Origin of the sequence: Pseudomonas sp. FSL R10-1350 (assembly GCF_009600525.1) — a bacterium.
GTDB lineage: Bacteria > Pseudomonadota > Gammaproteobacteria > Pseudomonadales > Pseudomonadaceae > Aquipseudomonas > Aquipseudomonas helleri.
This window is the reverse complement of record NZ_WIVR01000053.1, coordinates 1-21,643: the sequence shown is the minus strand read 5'-3', so window position 1 is coordinate 21,643 and position 21,643 is coordinate 1. Positions and strand designations below refer to the sequence as shown.

Sequence of the window (21,643 nt, the reverse complement as noted above, 5' to 3'; positions counted from 1 at the left end):
GGGGCGAAGCCCCCCGTTTTCTTGAGTACACCCAGTGTTAGTCGTACAGACGCACCCTACGACATCACATGCAAATGATTATCCCAAAGCCCCGACGGCAGCTCCAAAGGCTTGGCCATCAGCTCGCTTTTACGGCAATCGTAAAACCGGCAGCGGCCTTGCCCTGACGTCACCACAAACCCGTCTTGCACGGCGCCGACGCCCGCACAGTCCGGCAGGGGTGCATCCAGGCGCAACGCGCCGCTGTCCAGGTCCCAGACAAAAAACCGGTTACCCCTTGGCGCTGTCAACGCCACCAGGCGCAACTCGCTGTGTACCGCCACGCTGGCCGTGTAATGGCCCATGGCACGCAATTGCGGCTCCGCCACCGGGAACGGCTGAAAAGGCTGTCCGGGGCGCTTGATGGCCAGCAACTCGGACAATTCGTGGGCGTCGCCCATAAACTGCTGACACGCGACGACGGTGCCGTCTGTGGCAATGCCCAGATGGCGCACGCTGTTCATCTGTTGGCTCAGGGTTTCTTTGCTCAGCAACGTACCGTCACGCTGCATCAGCACCAGGCTGGGCTCCATCGCATTGAGGTTCATCTCAACCCGGCTTTCAGCTTCGGTACGAATGCCACCGTTGGCCACCACCAGGGTTTCACCATCAGGCATCCACGACACTTGGTGCGGACCGACGCCGTGGGTCGGGATTTCGCCGCTGTGCACCAGGCGCTCGCCTTCAAAACGGTAAACCCCCAACAGACCGCGCCCCGGATCGCTGGTGTCATTCTCGGTGGTGTACAACCACTCGCCGTCTTTATGGATCACCGCGTGACCATAAAAATGGCGATTGGGCAGAGAGGTGATGGTTTGCAGCAATTGCCCGTCCTTGAGGCTGATCAGGTAACTCTCAGTCCCGGGGCGGCGAGCGACAAACAAGGCAATCGGCAACGTCGGGTGGTTGATGATGTCATGGCAGCGCTGGTTGACCCGGGTGCTGAACACCTGGGTGCCATCCAAGCGATAGCCCACGGCAAAGTGATTGCCGTCGACATCGTCACGGGCACTCAAGAGCAGCGGGCTGCGGCCTTGTTTGGACAGCGACCAGCCACCCAGGGTAATGGCACTCAGCAGTAAACCGCCGAGCTTGAGAGCTTGCCTGCGCATCATCGAACCATCCTTCATCAATCGCCGTCGTTGGCGTTAAAGCCCAGTTGAATGCCCAGCGCCTTGGCCAGTTCGCCTTCGTGCAGACGGTGCACGACGTTGAGGCTGTCGTAGATGGCATTCAGTTGCTCGCGGCCAGCTTCATCAGCCAGCAGCTCATTGAGGGAGCGCTGATTGTCGTTGAACAGCTTGAGGGATGTCGCGTAAGCAGCGTCGATCTTGTCAGCCAACGGCTTTTGATCAGCAGGCAACAGGCCGCGCAAGCCTTTGTTGTCGACCCCGGCCCACACGGTTTGCGCCGCAGCGAGGCTGGCCGCAAGGCTTTGCAGGGACGCCTGGCTGCGCCATGCATCAGCCTGCAACGGTTGCGGGATGCCTTTGCTCTGACGACCCATCGGTGTGCCGAGCTTCTTTTTCAGGGTATCGAGTGCCGTTACCTGCACACGCAGCAGATCGGCGATGGCCTCGTGAGAATCGGCGTAGCGCTGGTTCGGGAACTTGGTCATTTGCGCCAACATGCCGTCAGTGCTGTTCCAGCTTGCCAGGATCTCTTCGGCCAGTTGCTTCTGACGCTCGCCAATGGCGGTCAGCAGCGGGCAGTAACGGGTTTTCTGCGCGCTGTCAGCCAGGTCGATATTGCTGTCGAACAAAATGTACTCATAGGCCGACAGGCCTTGCACGACAACGCTGGACTTGGCCAGCGCGGCGGCATCGATCTGTGGTTGAGCCACCACCAGTTGCTCAACCTGACGGCCGACCAGGTTCTTTTTGTCTGGCCAGAACTGCACTTGCCACGAGCGATTGCCTTCAGCCAGTGGGCCAATCAGCAACGGTTGCAGTTCGGCCCAGGCTTTTTGTGCGTGCAGGAAGTCGGCGCGAGCAGTCTCAAGCGTCTCTTTACCTTCGCAGTAAGCCAGTGCGCTGATCGCCAGTTGGCGGTCGGCCTCTACCCAGCGGCTGTAGGTCGGCAGAATCACCTGCTTGGCGATAGCTGCCGAGGTGACGGCTTGCTGATCTTGCGGCGAGCAGGCTGCCAAAGCGATAGCGGCCAGGCTGGTGAATAAAAGTTTGGGTCTGAACATGTCGGGGTCCCCGATCTTATAAGGCGTTAAAGAGAATTCAGGAACGCCAGCAACGCAGCGCGCTGCTCGGCATTAAATTGCAACACCTGCTGCTTGGCCGGTTCGGCCTCACCGCCGTGCCACAGCACGGCTTCAAGCAGGTTGCGCGCACGACCATCGTGCAAAAACTGAGTGTGCCCGCTCACGGTCTGGGTCAAACCAATGCCCCACAGTGGCGGTGTGCGCCAATCGCTGCCCGAGGCGGCGAACTCGGTGCGGTTGTCGGCAAGGCCCGGGCCCATGTTGTGTAGCAGCAGATCGCTGTACGGGTAAATGACCTGATTGGCCAGCTCAGGTTCTGCGGCGTTGGCCGAGGTGGTGAACTTTGGCGTATGGCATGAGACGCAGCCGGCCTGATAGAACAGGTTTTTACCGGCCAGCACCTGCGGCGAATCGACATCACGGCGCGCAGGCACGGCGAGGTTGCGGGTGTAAAACTCGACGAGACGCAGAATATTGTCACTGACCTCGGGTTCGCCATCCGGACCATTGCCGTTGGGCGCTGCCAGGCAGTCGGTTTGCGCGGGGGTGCAATCATCAAACGGTCTCAGGCTGGTGGTGAGCCCCATATCACCAGAAAAGGCGTGAACATTTTGTTGATTGAGGTTCGGTTGGCCTGCTTTCCAACCAAAACGGCCTAAAACTGTCTTTTGCTGAGCGTCATCCCACACCCGATTAGGCCGCCCGTTAATGCCCGCGTCATTTTTGTTGGCCGCGGCATTGGTCAGAATCGCCTCTTCGGGGATAGCTTCAAGCAGCCCCAAGCCAATCATCGGCGGGGCAATGCGCGCCGAGAAGCGCGTGTCGGGATGCATGGGCCCGTAGCCTAACTGAGTGATCTGCAGCAAAGGCTTGCGCAACTGGACTTCGGTGCCGTCCTTGAAGCGTAAAGGCACGGCTTCATAGTCCACCCGCACCTTGCCTTCCGGGGCGACACCGGGCACCGCCATGTCTTGCAACTGACCACCGTACACCGGCTCGGGGACGATGCCGGTTTGCTCGATCAGCTTGGCGTAAGTGGGCTCATTGGGAATCGACAGACGCACCAGCATCGACACCGCATTCTTGGCATCAGGCGCTGGCGGATGCCCACGACCGTCGCGGATATGGCAGTTTTGGCAGGCATTGGTATTAAACAGCGGGCCTAGCCCGTCACGCGCCGTGGTGGTGGAAGGCGCAATCACCCACGGGCTGCGGAAAAAACTGTTGCCGACACTGAAATCCAGCCGTTGAGTGGGCGACAGATTCGCAGATGGCATCGAAAAGGCATTGCGATCGGTTTTAAACACCGTCGTGTCCCCTCCAGAGCGGGCTTCGCCGGGCTCGGGTTGAGTAAAGCGCGGCGCCTCATCACAGCCAGCCAGCCCCAAGGCCAGCAGCAAAGACAGGCGCAGAGGCAACGAAGGCATCAAACGTCCAGACCAGTGAGCAAAATCGAGGGGCGAAAGTTTATCAGGGAAGGTGAATTGAAATAAGAGGAATTAGCGTTTGGTTGAATCGATCAGGATCAGAGCCTACAGGCTCAGTAATGCAGCAGGTATTTCCCACCTGATAATCAGATACAAGCGATATACGTCTTTTTTCGCAAAGTTCATGCTGGTTAAAAACGGAGCGAACATGAAAATACTTATGGTCTTAGTCACAGTGATGGCCGTTTCTGCGTGCACAAACAGCCGGCTATCTCCTAAAACCTACAGCCCAGAACTTGCTTATAAATGCCAGACAGACCCCTATGGTTCTTATTGTCTGCAACCCCCGGCCGCGATAAAGAACTGACAATACTCTGTTCGACTTTCCCACTGTAGGAGCGAGCTTGTCTCGCGATCTTTTAAACATCAAAAGATCGCAGCCTTCGTGCCTCGACAGCTCCTACGAAAGCAGGTTGCGCTGTTTTTGATTTGGTTGTTGATCTTGATCTTAGAGGCCCCGTTAAACCACGCTGGCCGAACGCAGGTTTTGCGCAGTGGGTAACCCGGCAGGACGCCGGGTTAGCCGCGACACGGCCAAGGATGGCCGATCGCGGCGGGCCCACGGAGCAATGCCTGTGGTGAGGGCATGCCGAGCCTCAGCGAGGCACCGAGGGTTGGGGCAAAAGCGTTTTGGTTACTTTGCCGCTTTTGCAAAGTGACGCGGCGTAAGGCCGGAACCCTAAGTGGCCGTTGCCGCAGCAATGGATATGTACCCAAGAATGCCGAGATGGATGGTTTCACGGCTGCACGCAGCCGATCGCAGCCTTCGTACCTCGTCAGCGACTACAGTACCCTGTTTGCTGCGCGACAGCGCGGCATCGAAGGCGAGGCCCCTCCTACCGTTTGAACGGCGCACAAAAAAGGCGACCCGAAGGTCGCCTTTTGCGTCACTCACTCACACATCGCCCATCAGAACTCGTGGTCAGCGTTGTCCGGGTTCAGGTCGCTGATGCCCAGCTTGCCTGCGGCTTGTTCGATAGCGGCAGTCTGTTTGACCAGGGCTGCGATGGCATCACGTACCACCTGGTTGCCCGCTTCGTTGCCCGCTGCGATCAACTGGTCGTAGTGCTCGCCCTTGTTGGCGAGGTCTACCATGACCTGGATCTTGGCTTCGGTGTCAGCCAGGTCGGATTTCAGGGTGGCGTCTGTGGCCGGGTCAACGACGACGACCAGCGACGACAGGCTTGGACCGGTCATTTTGCTGCCGTCAGCACGTACGTACTCACCCAGGTACACGTTACGAATGCCTTTGGCGTCGTAGAAGTGCGAGTTGTGGGTGTTGTCGCTGAAGCAGTCTTGCTCGTCTTCAGGTGAGTTGGCTTCCAGCGACACTTTCATGCGCTCACCGGCCAGTTCGCCCAACGACAAGCTGCCCATGCCAAACAGCATTTTGCGCAGGCCGTTTTGTGCAGGCTCTGCTTCGAGCGAGGCGCGGTAGTTGTCAGGTACGTTTGGTGCCCAGTTGCCGACCATTTCAGTCAGGTCGTTGACCAGCAACTGGGTCACGGCTTTCAGGTAGGCACGACGACGATCGTTATGGCCGCCGGTTGCGCCTTCGCCTTCCAGGTAGTCCGAAGCAGGGCGGTCGCCCGCGCCTGGGCCGGTGCCGTTCAGGTCCTGGCCCCACAACAGGAATTCAATGGCGTGGTAGCCGGTGGCGACGTTGGCTTCGGAACCGCCCAGCTCATTGAGGCTGGCCAGGGTTTCCGGGGTGATTTCAGTCACGTCGATCTTGTCTTCGCCCACCTGGATCTGGGTGTTGGCGATGATGTTGGCGTTCGCGCCGGGGTTGCCCAGTGCGCCGCTGTAGTTGGCGTCAACGTAGTCGATCAGGCCTTCGTCCAGCGGCCAGGCGTTCACTTGGCCTTCCCAGTCATCAATGATGGTGTTGCCGAAGCGGAACACTTCGCTTTGCAGGTAAGGGACGCGCGCTGCAATCCAGGCCTCACGTGCGGCCTTCAAGGTGTCGGCATTGGGCTTGGCCAAGAACGCGTCGATGGCGGTTTGCAGGGTTTTGGCGGTGGACTCGGAGTCGCTGTACACGGCATGCACCATGTCGGCGTAATGCGCGACAACGGCTTTGGCTGCGGCGTCGTTAACTTGCGCGCCCGAAGCATCAGTGGCTGGCGTAGCAGGAGTGGTCGCTGCGGCTGGCGTAGGTGCTGTGGCTGTTTTTTCTTTGTCTTTGTCGCCGCAACCGGCGAGTGAAATAGCAATGGCCAGCAGACTGGCGGTAGCCAGGGGCATACGAATCATGGGCGAACATCCTGCTTCGAGAGGTGGGACAAGCATGCGACGGCACGCAAAACGTGCGACATGATGCGAAAGATATGCATTTTGTGTAAAGGGTTACGCCTGTAAATATTTCCTATTTACTTCTGCACCAAGCCTCGGCTGCCGTGGCCTTGGTCAAAATCTTGAAACATAAAATTACATATTAAGTGCATTGTTGCGCTGCGCCTGCTTCAGATAAGCTCCCAATTCCCGCGCTCCCAAGGGCTTGCTGTACAAATACCCCTGGCCTTCGTGGCAGCCTTCACTGATCACATAGGTTTCCTGTTCGAGGGTTTCGACGCCCTCGGCAATTACCTGCATGCCCAGACTTTTACCCAGCTGGATGATGGCACGCACGATGGTGGCGTCGTCGTCATCGTCAATCAGGTCCTGAACAAAGCTCTTGTCGATCTTGATTTTGTCCAGCGGCAGGCTTTTCAGGTAGCTCAGCGATGAGTAGCCGGTGCCGAAGTCATCAATGGCAATCAGCGCGCCCGAGCGACGTAAGCTCAGCAAGTGCTGGGCGGCGGTGCTGATGTCTTCCATCAGGCTGGTCTCGGTCACTTCCAGCTCCAGGCTGCCGGGCGGCAAGCGGTACATCTGCAACAGGTTGTTGACCACCCGCGGCAACTCGGCGTGGTGCAACTGCACGGTCGACAGATTGACCGCCATGCGCAAGTCGGTGAACCCCTGATCGTGCCAGTCGCGCAGTTGGCAGCAGGCTTGATCCAGTGCCCACTCGCCAATGTCGATGATGCTGGCGTTGGCTTCTGCCAAAGGGATAAACAGGTCTGGCGGGATCATCCCGTGCTCTGGGTGCTGCCAGCGTAACAAGGCTTCAACGCCCACCACACGGTGATCGCTGTAGCGAATCTGGGGTTGGTAGACCAGGTACAACTGGTTGCGCAGCAGGGCGTCGCGCAGGTCTTTTTCCAGCTCGCGGCGGCGGCGCATTTCGCGGTCCACGCTGGCGATATAAAACTGATAGCGGTTGCGCGAGCGGCTTTTGGCCAGGGTCATGGTTTGTTCGGCTTTTTGCAGCAACTGCTCGGAGGTGTCGCCATCTTCCGGGTATAACGTGATGCCGATGGTGGCGCGCAAGCGGATATTTTGCTGATCGACGCTGAACGTCGTCTCCAGGTCATCCAAAATCCCCTGCGCCAGTTCGGCGGCCTCATAAGGCTGCTCGATGTGGGCCTGGACCAGCGCAAACTGGTCGCCGCCCAGACGCGCCAGTGCACCTAGGCTACCGCTGTGCGCCCGCAAACGATCGGTGAGGGCTTGCAGCAACTGGTCGCCCGTCTGATAACCAAATTGTTCGTTGATGCCTTTGAAATCATCCAGCCCCACACACAGCACGGCCACGCGGCGCTGAGAGCGGCCTGAATCAATCAGGATCTTGCTCAATTGGGTCTGCAGTTGCTGACGATTCGGCAGCCCGGTCAAAAAGTCGTATTGGGCCATGCGCAGCAAGGAGCTTTCGGCTTCTAGGCGTAAATGCGCATTGCGCTCTATGGAGGCCAGCAACTGATTGGCGGTGTTGACCCACACCCCGAGTTCGTTGGATTCATGCCCCTTGAGCTGCGGGATCAAATGCTCGCTGGGGTGGTCAGGGTTGATGCTGGTCAGGTGCTGGATCATTTTCGACAAGGGTTTGGTCAGCAGCCAGTGATAAATCAGGTACAGCACCAGGCTCATCAGCAGCGCCCGCAACACGCCCGACAGCAACAGCACACCGGCGTTGGTCAAAAAGCCCTGGCCGTAAGTGGCCGTGTCGAGAGTAATGCTCAAGTCGCCGTAATATTCTCTGTCGGGGCCACTGCCCACCAGCGGCGTGCTGAACGAGCGTTCCTGGCCCAAGATAAAGTCGGTCAGCCAGCGGCTTGAGGTCTCTTGCAAGGGCCGGGTTTTTTCCGCGAGCACGGCTTCATTGGGGTGGCCGATAGAGGCCTTGCGCATTGCGTCGTCCTGAAACAAGCCCTCAATGACCTGCATCGCCATTTCCCGGTCCAGGCTGTACAGCGCTTGCGTGGACGGGTCGCGAAACATATTGAGGATCTGCTTGGCGTCCTCGTTGACCGCCTGGCGGGTGAGGTAGGCATCGAAGACAATTTGCGCGCAGCCCAATACTCCTCCCACAACCAATGCTGAGAGCAATACGATCCGGAGTAATTTGATCGACAAGCTGTTCTTGAATTCCAGCTTCAAAGGGTTATTCCTTGTGTCTTGCCGATAATCGTGTGGTCATGGCTGCAGGTAATCGTTCATTTTTACGAGGGCATTATCCAGAGGTTTGAGGACTGGCCAATGTGTCGGTTCATGGTGTGCTGAACTTGAGCCGTCGAATGAAAAAAACATGCCGTTGATAGTAGTCTGAAGCGCTATGGCCACGCACTTTTGCTGAGGCCAAAAAAAACCCGGCAATGCCGGGTTTTTTTAACGTTCAGTCAGTTTCAGGCAGTGAAGGTTTTGCCTTCGAACTGCTCTGCAACGAACTTCCAGTTAACGATGTTCCAGAACGCCTCAACATACTTCGGACGTACGTTGCGGTAGTCGATGTAGTAAGCGTGTTCCCAAACGTCGCAGGTCAGCAGCGGGGTGTCGCCGCTGGTCAGCGGGTTGCCGGCGCCGATGGTGCTGGCCAGGGCCAGGGAACCGTCAGCCTTCTTCACCAGCCAGCCCCAGCCGGAGCCGAAAGTGCCGATGGAGGTTTTGCTGAATTCTTCTTTGAACTTCTCGAACGAACCGAACGCAGCGTTGATGGCATCAGCCAGCGCGCCGGTAGGCTCGCCGCCGCCGTTTGGCGACAGGCAGTTCCAGTAGAACGTGTGGTTCCACACTTGAGCGGCGTTGTTGAAGATACCGCCCGAAGAGGTTTTAACGATCTCTTCCAGGGTTTTGCCTTCGAACTCGGTGCCTGGCACCAGGTTGTTCAGGTTCACGACGTAGGTGTTGTGGTGCTTGTCGTGGTGATACTCCAGGGTTTCCTTGGAGATGTGCGGCTGCAAGGCATCATGTGCGTACGGTAGCGGCGGCAATTCGAAAGCCATGTTGATTCTCCTAATCAGGTCAGTTGCGATGAGCGCAAGGCCGATCACGGGCGGCCAAACACGCGCCGGGGAGTTTGTACTCTTTGCGGCGCAAGCGCTGGATCATAGCACCGGGGTTGGCGCATAACCACGCGACAACTGTGTGGAATAGACGTTTCAACGAGATTGATTGAAAAACTCGATGTTTTTTCAGGCACGCAAAATGACCTGCAGTACCCGCCTGTTAATGCGCACACTTGCCCCCGTAGGAGCTGACGAGGCACGAAGGCTGCGATCTTTTGATTTTCAAGATCAAAAGATCGCGAGATGAAGCGGGAGGTTACCCGGCAATAATCAACTGAACCGCCACCGCGTACATCATCGCCGCCACCAGCAGGTCCAGCAGGCGCCAGGTGCCAGGGCGGGCCAGCCATGGTGCGAGCCATGCGGCGCCCAGGGCCAGGGTGAAGAACCACAGCAGCGATGCACTGGCCGCGCCCACCACGTAGGCGCCGGGTACGCTTTGCTGAGCGCCAAGCGAGCCAATCAGCAGCACCGTGTCGAGGTAAACGTGCGGGTTGAGCAAGGTGACCGCCAGTGCACTGAGCATCACCGCCCTGAGCGAACGCGCGGTCTGGCCGGCCGATTGCTCAAGGCTTGAGGCCGAGAACGCCCGGCGCAGCGCCTGGGTGCCGTACCACAGCAAGAACAACGCGCCGCCCCAGCGCGCCACACCCAGTAAAATCGGGCTTTGCGCCAGAATCGTCGCCAGCCCGAACACCCCGGCCGCCACCAGCAATGCGTCACAAATCACACAAAAAGCCGCGACCGGCAGGTGGTGTTCACGGCGCAAGCTTTGTGCAAGCACGAAAGCGTTTTGGGTGCCGATGGCCATAATCAGGCCGAACGCGACCAACAGGCCATTAAGGTAGCTTTGCCACATAAGAAATACTCGCCGTACTGCATCACAAGAAGGGGTTACTGCTGGCTATTGTCCGGGCCTTGGTTGTATAAGAAAAACCAATATTGCTGATCGCCCATTAGGAAAACTGATGTTCGACTATAAATTACTCTCAGCGTTGGCTGCCGTGGTAGAACAGGCCGGTTTTGAGCGTGCGGCGCAGGTGCTTGGGCTGTCACAATCGGCGATTTCCCAGCGCATCAAACTGCTTGAAGCGCGCATCGGGCAGCCGGTGCTGGTGCGTGCCACGCCGCCGAGCCCTACAGACATCGGCAGGCGCTTGCTCAACCATGTGCAACAAGTGCGTTTGCTGGAGCGTGACCTGCAACGTGTGGTCCCGGCACTGGACGATGAGGGCTTGCCCGAGCGGCTGCGGATTGCCTTGAATGCCGACAGCCTGGCCACGTGGTGGGCCCAGGCGGTGGGCGATTTCTGCGCCGAGAATCAGCTCTTGCTGGATTTGGTCGTCGAAGACCAGACCGTCGGCTTGAAACGCATGCGCGCCGGTGAAGTGGCCGCGTGTCTGTGCGCCAGTGAACGCCCGGTGGCGGGCGCGCGCAGTGTGTTGCTGGGCGCCATGCGTTATCGCGCGATGGCCAGCCCGGCCTTTATTGCGCGGCATTTCCCCCAAGGGGTGAAGGCTGCGCAATTGCCTAAAACGCCTGCGCTGGTGTTTGGCCCGGATGATTTTTTGCAACATCGGTACTTGGCGGCACTGGGCGTGGACGGCGGATTCGAGCACCATCTGTGCCCCTCATCAGAAGGCTTTATCCGCTTGACGGAGGCCGGGTTGGGCTGGGGGCTGATCCCCGAGCAGCAAGTGCGCGAGCAACTGGCCAGCGGAGCATTGGTAGAGCTTTTGCCAGATAAACCGATCGACGTGCCACTGTACTGGCATCATTGGCGCAATGGTGGACAACTGCTGGAAGCGCTGACGGCCCATTTAACCCGCTCAGCATCACGCTGGTTAGTGCCTTTGGCCTGATAACCGACGTTTAAACAGCAGGCAACAAGACTTACAGCATTTGGAGCAATTGATGAAGATTCTGGTCACCGGCGCAAGCGGCTTTATTGGCGGACGCTTTGCGCGTTTTGCCTTGGAGCAGGGCTTTGACGTGCGGGTCAGCGGGCGTCGGGCCGAAGGTGTCGAACACCTGGTGCGGCGCGGGGCTGAATTTATCCAGGGTGATTTGACCGATGGCTTGCTGGTGCGTGACCTGTGCGTCGATGTCGATGTGGTGGTGCATTGCGCAGGGCATGTCGGCACCTGGGGGCGCTATCAGGACTTCTTCCGCGACAACGTGCTGGTGACCGAGAACGTGGTTGAGGCGTGCTTGAAACAACGGGTTCGGCGCCTGGTGCACCTGTCATCGGCCGCGCTGTACTTTGACGGCCATTCACATCTGGGGCTGACCGAAGAAGACGTCCCACGGCGGTTCAAGCATCCATATGCCGAAACCAGGTTCATGGCCGAGCAAAAAGTCTTTGGCGCACAGGAATTCGGCCTCGAAGTGATTGCCCTGCGTCCGCGCCATGTCACCGGCGCCGGGGACATGAACCTGTTCACGCGCTTGTTGGCGCAGCAGCGCAAAAATCGCCTGACAATCATTGGTAATGGTTTGAACAAAGTCGACTTCACCAGCATGCAAAACCTCAACGACGCGTTGATGAGCAGCGTTCTGGTGAGCGGGTCGGCCTTGGGCAAGGCCTACAACATCAGCAATGGCACCCCGATACCGTACTGGGATGTGGTCAATTACGTGATGCGCCAGATGCACGTGCCGCCTGTGACCCGTTATCGGGGCCCCGGCATGGCTTATAGTGTCGGCGCGCTCAGCGAAGCGGCTTGCAAACTGTGGCCGGGGCAACCGGCGCCGACGCTCACGCGTTTGGGCGTGCAGGAGATGAGCAAAGACTTTACCCTCGACATCAGCCGGGCTCGCCACTATCTCGACTACGACCCAAAAGTCAGCCTGTGGACCGCGCTGGACGAGTTTTGCGGCTGGTGGAAAGCCCAGGAATCGCCGTACCGCTGACATTCTTCAGGACCCAGATAAGGTTTCTCCATGCGTAACGACTCACGTGACCACTTCGACAATGTACCGACCCTGCGGGCAGATGCAGACGACCATGATGATCTGGCGTCGATGGGTGGCGCACGTGAGCGCGGCGCGGGCCATGCGCGCAATGCCCAGGTGATCAAGGTCAAGGGGCCGAGCACCGGGCCTTTGTGGGCGTTGATCCTGGCCGTGTTGCTGGCGTTTGGCGGGCTGGCCTGGTGGAGCTTCCAGCAGATCACCTTGATGGAGCAGCAACTGGTTGCCACCCAGGAAAGCTTTGCCCGGATCAGCGAAGAAGCGGCGGGGCGCTTACAGGCCATTTCCGGCAAGGTGGTGGCCAGCGAATCAAGCATCAACAACGGCAGCGAAGCCCTGAAGTTGCAGATCAAACAGCTCGAAGACCAACTGGCTGAGCAGGCCAAGCACCAGCAAGGCCTGGTGGCGGGGCAGATGGGCGATCTGGATCAGCGTTTTGAGCAAATCAACGCCGCGATGCTACTGCAGGTCAACGCCCAGAAAGCCTCCCAGACCCAACTTGAGACCGACCTCAAGGCCATGAGCACCGAACTGGCGGCGTTGAAAGCGACCGTAGCGCAACAGGCGGGTGACGTGACGGCCTTGAAAAAACAGGGCAACCCGAGCGATGCCGTGCGAAGCCTGGAGCAGGACATGATCGTGCTCAAGAGCCAGCTGGAAAACCGCCCGGCGGCTTCCCAAGGCCCCAACACCGCCGAGTTTGACGTGTTCCGGGCGCAAGTGACGCGCAACATCACCACCTTGCAAAGCCAGATCCAGAACCTGCAAAAACAGATCAGCGCCCGGCCATAACCCAACACCCCTGTAGGAGCGAGCTTGCCTCGCGATCTTTTAAAGATCAAAAGATCGCGAGGCAAGCTCGCTCCTACGCGGGTTGTACCGTTACTGCGCCTTATCCCCGCGCCCGCGCAATACCTGATTCGGCATCACGATCGCCGCACACAAGCCCAGCAGCGAGATGGCAGCGCTGACCAGCAGCAAGTGGCGGAAGGTCATCAGCAATTCACTGCGCAAGCTGGCCAGTGCCGGGCCTTGCACGGCATTAAGGCCGTCCAGCAGCACATTCCCCGAACTGCCTTCACCCAGCAGCGGCTGGCCGCCAGCAGGCGCCAATAGCGAATCATGCAGCAGGGCCAGCAACAAGGCCGACATCAGCGCCACACCCACCGCGCCGCCCAGTGAGCGAAACAGGTTGGTGGTACTGGTGGCGACACCAATGTCATGTTGCTGCACCGAGTTTTGTGCGCCCACCAGCGAGGTCGGGAACTGCAACCCTGCGGCAATCCCGCTCAGCAGCATAAACACGCCGCTCAACAGTTCGGCGCTCGGGGCGCTGAAGGCCATGCCGGCAATGGAAAGCGGCATCAAAATCGCGCCGCTGAGGATCATCGGTTTGTAATAGCCGGTCACCGAGGTCATGCGCCCGGCAAAGTAGGCGCCCATCGGCAGGCCCATGGCCAGCGGCAGCAAGTGCAGGGCGGCACTGTCTGCGCCCGCGCCGGTGATGCTCTGATAGCGCAGCGGCAGCAGTACGATCAGCGAAATGGCCTGGAAGCTGGTGAAGAAAATCGTGCACCAGCACAACACCGCGTTGCGATTGGCGAACAAGTGCATGGGCAGCAACGGTTCCGGGGTGCGTCGCTCGTGCCACACAAACAGCACCAGTGCGACCACCGCCGCCACCAGCAGGCCCAGTACTTGATCGTCACGCCAGCTGTGGCCCTGGCCGATAAAGGTAATGCCCAGCAGCAGTGACGTGAGGCCGACAATCATCAGCACCGTGCCGAGGTAATCAATAATCGGCTTGCGCTGCGGTACCGGCAGCCCGACCAGCGTGCGATACGCGATCAGCCACGACACCAGCCCCAGCGGCAAATTGATCAGAAACACCCAACGCCACGACAAGTACTCGGTCATGTAGCCGCCCAGCACCGGCCCGGCGACGCTCGCCACCGCGTACATGCTGCTGAAATAACCTTGATAGCGACCGCGCTCGCGGGGCGGGATGATGTCGCCAATGATCGCCTGGCTTACTGAAATCATGCCGCCGGCGCCAATCCCCTGGATGATCCGCGCCAGCACCAACTGCTCCATGTTTTGCGCGAGCCCGCAAAACAGCGAAGCCACGGTGAACAGGCCCATGCCAAACAGCATCAGGCGCCTGCGCCCGTACAAGTCACCGAGCTTGCCGTAAATCGGCACGGCCACGGTCATGGCCACCATGTAGCCGGAAATCACCCAGGCCAGCTGGCTGACATCTTTAAACTGCGCGGAAATGGCGGGGATCGACACGGCGACGATGGTTTGATCCAGCGCCCCCAGGAAAATCGCCAGCATCAGCGCTACGAGAATGCTGCGAATGGCGGGTTTAGCGTGTGGAGGCTGGTTGAGACTGGTCACGATGTACACCTGCAGGCATCAAACGTGTGGCGGGATGCCCGCGATTGTACTCGATAGGTTGCTATTCGATAGCTTCATAAGGAAGGCCGACGTAATTTTCTGCAATGGTGGTGCGCCCGGCCTCGGAATCGACGAAATACGCCAGCTCGCTGTCGGTGATTCGCTGGCTGAAATCATCACTGTCAGCAAAGCGATGGAGCATCGAGGTCATCCACCACGAAAAACGTTCGGCCTTCCAGATGCGCCGCAAACACACCTCGGAATAGCGTTCCAGCAAGTCAGTGCGGCCCTCGGCATAGACCTTGAGCAGAATGTTGAACAGCGTGCTGACATCGCTGGCCGCCAGGTTCAAGCCCTTGGCGCCGGTCGGCGGCACGATGTGCGCGGCGTCACCGACTAAAAACAGGCGCCCGAACTGCATGGGCTCGACCACAAAACTGCGCAGCGGCGCGATGCTTTTTTCGATGGACGGCCCGGTTACCAGGCGGTCGGCTAACGGCGCGGGCAGGCGGGTTTTCAATTCGTCCCAAAAGCGTTGATCCGACCAGTTCTCAACCTTTTCCTCGGCGGGCACCTGCAAGTAATAGCGGCTGCGGGTGGCTGAGCGCTGGCTGCACAAGGCAAACCCGCGTTCATGCTTGGCGTACACCAGTTCATCGTTGACCGGCGGCGTATCGGCCAGCACCCCCAGCCAGCCGAACGGGTACACGCGTTCAAAAATGCTCAGCACATCAGCGGGAATTGACTGACGGGCAACGCCGTGAAAACCATCGCAGCCGGCGATGTAATCGCAGTCCAGGCGCCAGGTTTCGCCGTCTTTTTCGAAGGTGACATAGGGCGCATCGGTTTTCATGCCGTGGGGCTGCACGTTGCTGGCGTTGTACAGGGTTTGTGCGCCAGCGGCTTCGCGGGCGGCCATCAGGTCACGGGTGACTTCGGTCTGGCCGTAGACCATCACGCTCTTGCCGCCAGTCAGGCCCTTGAGGTCGATGTGCACCTGGCGGCCTTCCAGCGCCAGCTCGAAGCCGTCATGCACCAGGCCTTCAGCGTCCATGCGCTGGCTGACCCCGGCCTGGCGCAGCAGGTCGACCATGCCTTGTTCCAGCACACCGGCGCGGATCCGCCCGAGCACGTAGTCGCCGCTCTGGCGTTCGAGAATGACGTTATCAATCCCGGCATTGTGCAGCAGCTGGCCGAGCAGCAACCCGGATGGCCCGGCACCGATAATAGCGACTTGAGTTCTCATTGTTGTTCTCTCTCGCAAGCCCCGACCGTGAATGCATGAGCCTCGCTTGGCTACGAACCTCACCGTAGGAGCTGCCGAAGGCTGCGATCTTTTGATCTTGAAAGATCGCAGCCTTCGGCAGCTCCTACGATGGGCTATGCGAAACAGGTCGAAGTGATTTTTATAATGTGCCTGTATTTTTCGCTTACGAGCGTGGCAAATGAAGGTGATAACGACGTCATTGCCGGTACTTTTCGCTAATCGGTGCGATTATCGCCCTGTGCTTAATCATCAGGTTCAGCCCATGACATCCCCCGCCATCCCGGTGTTCAAACTTTACGGCGAGCAGCAAGACTGGCTCAGCCCGGACTTGCTGCACTGTGAAACCATTTCATTGCGCAGCCGCATCCATGATTGGGAGATCCGCACCCATCGGCATGCCGATTTGTGCCAATTGCTCTATGTGCATAAGGGCCGGGCGCGGGTTGAAGTCGAAGGCCAGTACCATGAGCTGACCGAGTCGTCGGTGCAGGTGATCCCGCCGTTATGCGTGCACGGCTTTCAATTTTCACCGGACGTCGAAGGGTTTGTGCTGACGCTGGCCGCGCCGCTGGTGACGCAGTTGCAGGCCCAGTTGGGCGGGTCGATGAGCGCCTTGCAGCGCGTTGCCAGTTACCCCGCAGGCAAGGACCGGCATTACCTGAACAGCCTGTTCGGTGCGCTGCACAGCGAATATGTCAGCGCCCGGGCGGCCCGTGACATGTTGCTGCAATCATTGATCAGCGTGCTGTTGGTGTGGGTCACGCGTCAGGTCATCCAGCGCCGGGAAGCCCGGCAAGTGCCGCCGCGCGGGCGCGAGTACCTGAACCTCTTCACGCAACAGGTCGAAGCCCTGTATCAGCAGCAACCCAGTGTTGAAGACCTGGCGCATCGGGTCGGGATTTCAGTGGCGCACCTGAACAGCATTTGCCGTGAACTGGCGGGGCAATCGGCCTTGCAGATCATTCACCAGCGCCTGCTATTGGAGGCCAAGCGTCATTTGATCTACACACCCATGACCATCAGCGAGGTGGCTGATCAATTGGGTTTTGCTGACCCGGCGTATTTTGCGCGGTTTTTCCGCCGCCTCACCGGGACATCGCCCAGTGCCTATCGAACGGACCGGGCTGACAGCATCAGCCCGGCCTGAGGCTATGCGTCATTACAGCGCGGTAAACACCGACGCGCAGTGCCCGGCAAAGCAGCTGGCGGTCATTGCGGCTGAGAGCCGCGTTTGCTCAGCGCGATAGCACGCGCCAGCAAACAATACAGCGGCAGCAAACACGATCAGTACGGTCAAGCATCTGGTTTTTGTTTTAGTGGTCATGGCTATTCTCTCTCCACGTATTCACGGAGTCAGACCTAGACTTCACACTATTAAGGCTAGCTCAGCCCCTTGCGCTTGCCATGCCCATTGGCCGAACGGTCACAGACCTTTGTCCCACGCGGGTTCTTCGGTAAAGCGCTCGCTGAGGAAGTCGAGCATGCTGCGCAGCGTGGCGGGCATGTGCTTGCGCGAGGCGTACACGGCATAAATGTTCATCTGCAAGGGCTCAGCGTCTGGCAGCAGTCGTACCAGTTCACCGCTGCGGATATGGCACCCCGCCAAGTAGCTGGGCAGCAGCGAAACCCCACCACCCGCCAGGGTGACGCGCAGCAGCGTGCTGGCTTCGTTGGCGCTGATATTGCCTTGAACCGGTACCGACAGCGCTTCGCCTTGCACCGTGAAATGCCACAGGCTCTTGCCGTAGTACGCATGGCTCAAGCAGTTGTGCAGGCTCAGATCATCGACCTGCTGCGGCGCCGGATGCTCGCGCAAATAGGCGGGCGAGGCGCACAGTACGGAGCGGCACACGGTCAGCTTGCGTGCGATCAAACTCGGGTCCAGTTCGGTGCTGGTGCGAATCGCCAGATCAATGCGCTCATCCACCAGGTTCACCGTGCGGTCGAGCATTTGCAGGTCAATGTTGACCTCGGGGTAGCGGCGCACGTACTCGGTCATGGCGCAGGCCAATTGCGCTTGGCCGAACGAGGTGCTGACGCTGATGCGCAGCAACCCGCGTGGCGCCGCATCGGGCACGCTGACAGCGGCTTGCAGGTCATCTGCCAGTTCCAGCAATTGCCGGCAGCGGGGCAGGGTTTCGTTGCCGGCGGCGGTCAGGCTCAGCTTGCGCGTGGTGCGGTGCATCAAGCGCGCCCCGACCCACTCTTCAAGTTCGGCCAAATACCGTGAAACCACCGGGCGTGACAGGTCCAGATGGTCGGCCGCCGCCGACTGGCTGCCCAGGTCGACCACCGTGACAAAAACCCGCATTGCGATAAGACGGTCCATGATCTGCCCGATTAGTGAAACAAACTATGTCGCAGCATCGCATTTTTTGTCGTCAATTGTGCGTCTAAGCTCTGTCCATCGCTGACCCTTAATGCAGGAAGCTCCATGAACCTATTGTCGACTGTGCGCCGTGTTTGCCTGAGTGCCGTTGTCTTCGGCTTCGCTGCCCATGCCGCCGCCGCGCAGGCGCCTCTGACCCTGGAGGTTTACAACCCGGGGGCTGCGGCGATTTTTCCGGTGTCTTCGGTGCTGGTCAGTGGCCAGAAAGACGCGATTTTGGTGGATGCGCAGTTTTCCAAAGCGCAGGCCCAACAGGTGGTCGATAAAATTCGCGCCAGCGGCAAGCACCTGACCACCATCTATATCAGCCACGGCGACCCCGATTATTACTTTGGCCTTGAAACCCTGACCCAGGCATTCCCCGACGCCAAGGTGCTGGCCTCGGCCCCGACGGTGGCCCACATCGAACAAACCAAAGACGCCAAGCTGGCGTTCTGGGGCCCAAAAATGGGCGCTGATGTGCCAAGCAAGCTGATCGTGCCCCAGGTGATCAAGGGCAACACCCTGGCGCTGGAAGGGCACGAACTGGACATCGTCGGCCTCACCGGGCGCCAGCCCGAGCGCACGTTTGTCTGGATCCCGTCGCTCAAAGCCGTGGTCGGTGGGGTAGTCGTGGCTGACAACCTGCACGTGTGGATGGCCGACACCCAGACCCCGCAGTCGCACCGCCAATGGTTATCGACCCTCAAACGTATCGCCAGCCTGCAACCGGACATCGTGGTGCCGGGGCACTACCTGGGGGACAACGACCATTCATTGAAATCGGTCAACTTCACCCGTGACTACATCAAGGCCTTTGACGAAGAAACCCTCAAGGCCAAGAACTCGGACGAGCTGATCGCGGCCATGAAAAAGCGCTACCCGGATCTGGGCGAAACGTCTTCGCTGGAACTGAGCGCCAAAGTGGCGAAAGGCGAAATGAAGTGGTGAATCAACGTTTGACCTTATGCACCCCATCCAACTGGAGAACATCATGAGCAAGATCGCAATTATCGGCGCAACCGGTCGCGCTGGCAGCCAACTGCTGGAAGAAGCACTGCGTCGTGGGCACCAGGTAACCGCCATTGCCCGTCACGCCTCGGCAAAAATTGGGCAGCGCGCTGGCGTTGTGGCCAAGGACGTCGACGTCAACGATGCCCAGGCGCTGCAAGCGGCTGTGGCCGGGCATGACGTGGTGCTGAGCGCTGCGCACTTCTCGACGCTCACGCCACAAGCCATCATCGAGCCGGTGAAAAAGGCCGGGGTTAAACGCCTGCTGGTGGTGGGTGGCGCGGGTTCGCTGTTGCTGCCGGACGACAGCAAAGTCATCGACAGCAAGGGCTTCCCGGAAGAATACAAGGCAGAAGCCTCGGCGGGCGGCGTGTACCTGGACACCTTGCGCAACGAACACGACCTGGACTGGACCTTCCTGTCCCCGTCGGCTGAATTTGTAGAAGGCGAGCGCACCGGCCATTACCGCGTTGGCAAAGACCACTTGCTGGTCAGTGCCGAAGGCAGAAGCTGGATCACCTTCGCTGACTACGCCATCGCCCTGCTGGACGAAGTAGAACAGCCCAAGCATTCGCGCCAGCGCTTCACGGTCGGTTACTAACGTAAAAGATCGCGAGACACCACGCCGAATTTTTGTAGGAGTGAGCTTGCTCGCGATCTGTTGATCTTGATCTAAGAGGCCCCGTTAAACCACGCTGGCCAATCGCAGCCTTCGTGCCTCGTCAGCGACTACAGTGCCCTGTTTGCTGCGCGACAGCGCGGCGTCGTAGACGGGGCAACTCCTACAGGAGACACCACGCCGAATCTTTGTAGGAGCGAGCTCGCCTCGCGATCTTTTGATCTTTAAAAGACCGTGAGCTCCTACGCAGGGGTGGTGGCTTGTGCTACCAGCCAGTCCATCAATTCGCGCAAGGGCGCTGACGGTTCCTGGCTGGGGGAGCTCACCAGCATGTAGGCCGCGCCGGTGCGCACGGTCAGGTCAAACGGCATCGCCAGCCGTCCCTCTTTCAAATCTTCACCAATTAATGAGCAATCGCCCATCGCGACGCCGTTGCCCTGGGCGGCCACGGTCATGGCCAAATCCAGGGTGTCGAAGTATTGGCTCTGGCGGATGGCCGATGCCTCAACGCCCGCTACGCTGAGCCACTGAGCCCAGTCCCGCTGGTCTCGGCTGGGGTGCAAAAAGGTGTGCTGCTCAAGGTCGCGCAAGCTGTTGATGGCATCAGGGCCTTGCAGCAGGTGCGGCGCACAGACGGGCGTGAGTAGTTCGTCGAACAGGTGTTGGCCTACCCGCTTGGGCCCCGGCAGCGGGCTGTAGACCACCGCCGCATCAAAGGTTTCACGGCGAAAGTCGATGCCGTGGTGCACGCTGCTGGTCAGCTCGACCGGTACGTCCGGGCGCAGTTTTTGCCACGCCATCAGTTTGGGCAGCAACCAGCGCAGCATGCAGGTCGGGGCTTTGATTTGCAGCGGCGTGCGGCGGATGCTGGCGTGCTCGACCGCTTCGCCGATCAAGTCAAACACCTGCTCGATGCGCGGGTAAAGCGCCTGGCCTTGCTCAGTCAGGCTCAGGCCCCGTGCCTGTCGATGAAACAACGCATATCCCAAATGTTCCTCAAGCCCGGCGATTTGCCGGCTCACCGCGCCCTGGGTGATGTGCAGCTGTTCACCGGCGCGGGTGAAATTGCAGCATTGGGCCGTGATCAGAAAGGTGTGCAAGGCAGGCAGCGGCGGGAGACGTTTCATGTTGAGCTCAGCCATGAATTCAGGACATGGCTAGTATGAGCAGGTTTGCGTTGTGTCCGCCACACGCGCCCGCTTCAATGGCTCATTACTTGAGAACAACAAGAGGGCAGTATCCATGGCGACGTGCGGCGAAGTATTGGTCAAGTTGCTGGAAGCGTATGGGGTCGAGCAGGTGTTTGGCATCCCCGGCGTGCACACCGTCGAGTTGTATCGCGGGCTGGCCAGTTCGCCGATCAACCACGTCACCCCGCGTCATGAGCAGGGCGCAGGCTTTATGGCCGACGGCTATGCGCGCACCAGCGGCAAGCCGGGGGTGTGTTTCATCATCACCGGGCCGGGCATGACCAACATCACCACAGCGATGGGCCAGGCCTACGCCGACTCGATCCCGATGCTGGTGATCTCCAGCGTGCAATCGCGCAGCCAGTTGGGTGGCGGGCGTGGCAAGTTGCACGAATTGCCGAACCAAAGCGCATTGGTGGCAGGCGTTGCCGCGTTTTCCCACACCCTGATGTCGGCAGCCGAGTTACCCGGCGTGCTGGCCCGTGCTTTTGCGCTGTTTCAGGCCGGTCGTCCACGGCCGGTGCACATTGAGATCCCGCTCGACGTGCTGGTAGAAAATGCCGACGCCTTGCTCGACAGCCAACCCGTCAGCATCGCGCGCCCTGGGGCGGCCCCGGCGGCAGTGGAACAGATGAGCCAGCGCCTGATCGAGGCCAAAGACCAGCTCCACAGTGCCCCGCGCCAAAC

The 21,643-nt window shown here is 59.5% G+C and carries 19 protein-coding genes; 7 read left to right on the top strand and 12 right to left on the bottom strand.

The features are described from left to right. Positions 1-56: 56 nt before the first annotated feature. The 7 genes from GHO25_RS19640 to GHO25_RS19610 all read right to left on the bottom strand — a co-directional run bounded on the left by GHO25_RS19640 (position 57) and on the right by GHO25_RS19610 (position 9,987). Entirely contained in the window at positions 57-1,154 is a 1,098-nt protein-coding gene (locus tag GHO25_RS19640; protein ID WP_153330873.1) for a DUF1513 domain-containing protein, read from the bottom strand. A gap of 14 nt (positions 1,155-1,168) precedes the next feature. Continuing rightward, positions 1,169-2,233 (bottom strand): imelysin family protein, encoded by a 1,065-nt coding sequence (locus tag GHO25_RS19635; RefSeq protein ID WP_153391887.1) that lies wholly within the window; start codon positions 2,231-2,233, stop codon positions 1,169-1,171. 26 nt (positions 2,234-2,259) lie between these two features. Continuing rightward, positions 2,260-3,681 carry a di-heme oxidoredictase family protein gene (locus tag GHO25_RS19630; RefSeq protein WP_153391885.1) on the bottom strand — a complete coding sequence of 474 codons (1,422 nt, stop codon included), beginning with the start codon at positions 3,679-3,681 and terminating at the stop codon, positions 2,260-2,262. 969 nt (positions 3,682-4,650) lie between these two features. Then, positions 4,651-5,997: an imelysin family protein gene (locus GHO25_RS19625; RefSeq protein ID WP_153391883.1), complete on the bottom strand. Its 1,347-nt coding sequence runs from the start codon at positions 5,995-5,997 to the stop codon at positions 4,651-4,653. A gap of 174 nt (positions 5,998-6,171) precedes the next feature. Next, positions 6,172-8,223 (bottom strand): bifunctional diguanylate cyclase/phosphodiesterase, encoded by a 2,052-nt coding sequence (locus GHO25_RS19620; protein WP_153391881.1) that lies wholly within the window; start codon positions 8,221-8,223, stop codon positions 6,172-6,174. 245 nt (positions 8,224-8,468) lie between these two features. After that, positions 8,469-9,065, bottom strand: a complete 597-nt coding sequence (locus tag GHO25_RS19615; RefSeq protein ID WP_048369650.1) for a superoxide dismutase — start codon at positions 9,063-9,065, stop codon at positions 8,469-8,471. A 319-nt stretch (positions 9,066-9,384) separates the two neighbouring features. After that, positions 9,385-9,987 carry a LysE/ArgO family amino acid transporter gene (locus tag GHO25_RS19610; protein ID WP_153391879.1) on the bottom strand — a complete coding sequence of 201 codons (603 nt, stop codon included), beginning with the start codon at positions 9,985-9,987 and terminating at the stop codon, positions 9,385-9,387. A gap of 109 nt (positions 9,988-10,096) precedes the next feature. On the opposite strand from GHO25_RS19610, the gene GHO25_RS19605 reads away from it, so the two are divergent. Genes GHO25_RS19605 through GHO25_RS19595 form a run of 3 tightly spaced genes read left to right on the top strand, consistent with a single transcriptional unit; the run spans position 10,097 to position 12,893 of the window. Further along, positions 10,097-10,990 (top strand): LysR family transcriptional regulator ArgP, encoded by an 894-nt coding sequence (locus GHO25_RS19605; protein ID WP_048386714.1) that lies wholly within the window; start codon positions 10,097-10,099, stop codon positions 10,988-10,990. A 52-nt stretch (positions 10,991-11,042) separates the two neighbouring features. Next, entirely contained in the window at positions 11,043-12,041 is a 999-nt protein-coding gene (locus GHO25_RS19600) for an NAD(P)-dependent oxidoreductase (RefSeq protein WP_153391877.1), read from the top strand. Between the two features lie 30 nt (positions 12,042-12,071). Continuing rightward, on the top strand, positions 12,072-12,893 hold the full coding sequence (locus GHO25_RS19595; RefSeq protein WP_153391875.1) for an ATPase: 822 nt from the start codon (positions 12,072-12,074) through the stop codon (positions 12,891-12,893). Positions 12,894-12,983: 90 nt separating this feature from the next. Here the strand turns inward: GHO25_RS19595 and GHO25_RS19590 are convergent, their stop codons facing one another. Both GHO25_RS19590 and pobA read right to left on the bottom strand, forming a co-directional pair. Continuing rightward, entirely contained in the window at positions 12,984-14,501 is a 1,518-nt protein-coding gene (locus tag GHO25_RS19590) for an MDR family MFS transporter (RefSeq protein ID WP_178110155.1), read from the bottom strand. 61 nt (positions 14,502-14,562) lie between these two features. Continuing rightward, a complete protein-coding gene (gene pobA / locus GHO25_RS19585) occupies positions 14,563-15,747 on the bottom strand; it encodes a 4-hydroxybenzoate 3-monooxygenase (RefSeq protein ID WP_153391871.1) in 1,185 nt (394 codons plus the stop codon). Between the two features lie 283 nt (positions 15,748-16,030). Between pobA and GHO25_RS19580 the strand changes: the two genes are divergently transcribed. Next, positions 16,031-16,915, top strand: a complete 885-nt coding sequence (locus tag GHO25_RS19580) for a helix-turn-helix domain-containing protein (RefSeq protein ID WP_153391868.1) — start codon at positions 16,031-16,033, stop codon at positions 16,913-16,915. A 12-nt stretch (positions 16,916-16,927) separates the two neighbouring features. Here the strand turns inward: GHO25_RS19580 and GHO25_RS19575 are convergent, their stop codons facing one another. Together GHO25_RS19575 and GHO25_RS19570 are read right to left on the bottom strand one after the other, a co-directional pair. After that, a complete protein-coding gene (locus tag GHO25_RS19575; RefSeq protein ID WP_153391866.1) occupies positions 16,928-17,092 on the bottom strand; it encodes a hypothetical protein in 165 nt (54 codons plus the stop codon). A gap of 99 nt (positions 17,093-17,191) precedes the next feature. Next, entirely contained in the window at positions 17,192-18,097 is a 906-nt protein-coding gene (locus GHO25_RS19570) for a LysR family transcriptional regulator (RefSeq protein WP_048386725.1), read from the bottom strand. A gap of 105 nt (positions 18,098-18,202) precedes the next feature. On the opposite strand from GHO25_RS19570, the gene GHO25_RS19565 reads away from it, so the two are divergent. Then, complete coding sequence (locus GHO25_RS19565; protein WP_153391864.1) at positions 18,203-19,087, top strand: MBL fold metallo-hydrolase; 885 nt, start codon at positions 18,203-18,205, stop codon at positions 19,085-19,087. Positions 19,088-19,130: 43 nt separating this feature from the next. Beyond that, positions 19,131-19,748, top strand: coding sequence for an NAD(P)-dependent oxidoreductase (locus tag GHO25_RS19560; protein WP_048369669.1), 618 nt, complete (start codon positions 19,131-19,133; stop codon positions 19,746-19,748). A 260-nt stretch (positions 19,749-20,008) separates the two neighbouring features. Here the strand turns inward: GHO25_RS19560 and GHO25_RS19555 are convergent, their stop codons facing one another. Then, positions 20,009-20,893, bottom strand: a complete 885-nt coding sequence (locus GHO25_RS19555; RefSeq protein ID WP_048369875.1) for a LysR substrate-binding domain-containing protein — start codon at positions 20,891-20,893, stop codon at positions 20,009-20,011. Positions 20,894-21,008: 115 nt separating this feature from the next. Here GHO25_RS19555 and GHO25_RS19550 point away from each other — a divergent pair. After that, positions 21,009-21,643, top strand: a 635-nt coding sequence (locus GHO25_RS19550) for a thiamine pyrophosphate-binding protein (protein WP_256677256.1), incomplete at its 3' end; no start/stop codon positions are given.

Coding starts and splice junctions, on each gene's coding strand:
- GHO25_RS19570 (WP_048386725.1), bottom strand. CDS start 18,097: ATGGACCGTCTTATCGCAATGCGGGTTTTTGTCACGGTGGTCGACCTG.
- GHO25_RS19630 (WP_153391885.1), bottom strand. CDS start 3,681: ATGCCTTCGTTGCCTCTGCGCCTGTCTTTGCTGCTGGCCTTGGGGCTG.
- GHO25_RS19605 (WP_048386714.1), top strand. CDS start 10,097: ATGTTCGACTATAAATTACTCTCAGCGTTGGCTGCCGTGGTAGAACAG.
- GHO25_RS19625 (WP_153391883.1), bottom strand. CDS start 5,997: ATGATTCGTATGCCCCTGGCTACCGCCAGTCTGCTGGCCATTGCTATT.
- pobA (WP_153391871.1), bottom strand. CDS start 15,747: ATGAGAACTCAAGTCGCTATTATCGGTGCCGGGCCATCCGGGTTGCTG.
- GHO25_RS19600 (WP_153391877.1), top strand. CDS start 11,043: ATGAAGATTCTGGTCACCGGCGCAAGCGGCTTTATTGGCGGACGCTTT.
- GHO25_RS19575 (WP_153391866.1), bottom strand. CDS start 17,092: ATGACCACTAAAACAAAAACCAGATGCTTGACCGTACTGATCGTGTTT.
- GHO25_RS19580 (WP_153391868.1), top strand. CDS start 16,031: ATGACATCCCCCGCCATCCCGGTGTTCAAACTTTACGGCGAGCAGCAA.
- GHO25_RS19640 (WP_153330873.1), bottom strand. CDS start 1,154: ATGATGCGCAGGCAAGCTCTCAAGCTCGGCGGTTTACTGCTGAGTGCC.
- GHO25_RS19560 (WP_048369669.1), top strand. CDS start 19,131: ATGAGCAAGATCGCAATTATCGGCGCAACCGGTCGCGCTGGCAGCCAA.
- GHO25_RS19565 (WP_153391864.1), top strand. CDS start 18,203: ATGAACCTATTGTCGACTGTGCGCCGTGTTTGCCTGAGTGCCGTTGTC.
- GHO25_RS19635 (WP_153391887.1), bottom strand. CDS start 2,233: ATGTTCAGACCCAAACTTTTATTCACCAGCCTGGCCGCTATCGCTTTG.
- GHO25_RS19555 (WP_048369875.1), bottom strand. CDS start 20,893: ATGAAACGTCTCCCGCCGCTGCCTGCCTTGCACACCTTTCTGATCACG.
- GHO25_RS19615 (WP_048369650.1), bottom strand. CDS start 9,065: ATGGCTTTCGAATTGCCGCCGCTACCGTACGCACATGATGCCTTGCAG.
- GHO25_RS19610 (WP_153391879.1), bottom strand. CDS start 9,987: ATGTGGCAAAGCTACCTTAATGGCCTGTTGGTCGCGTTCGGCCTGATT.
- GHO25_RS19595 (WP_153391875.1), top strand. CDS start 12,072: ATGCGTAACGACTCACGTGACCACTTCGACAATGTACCGACCCTGCGG.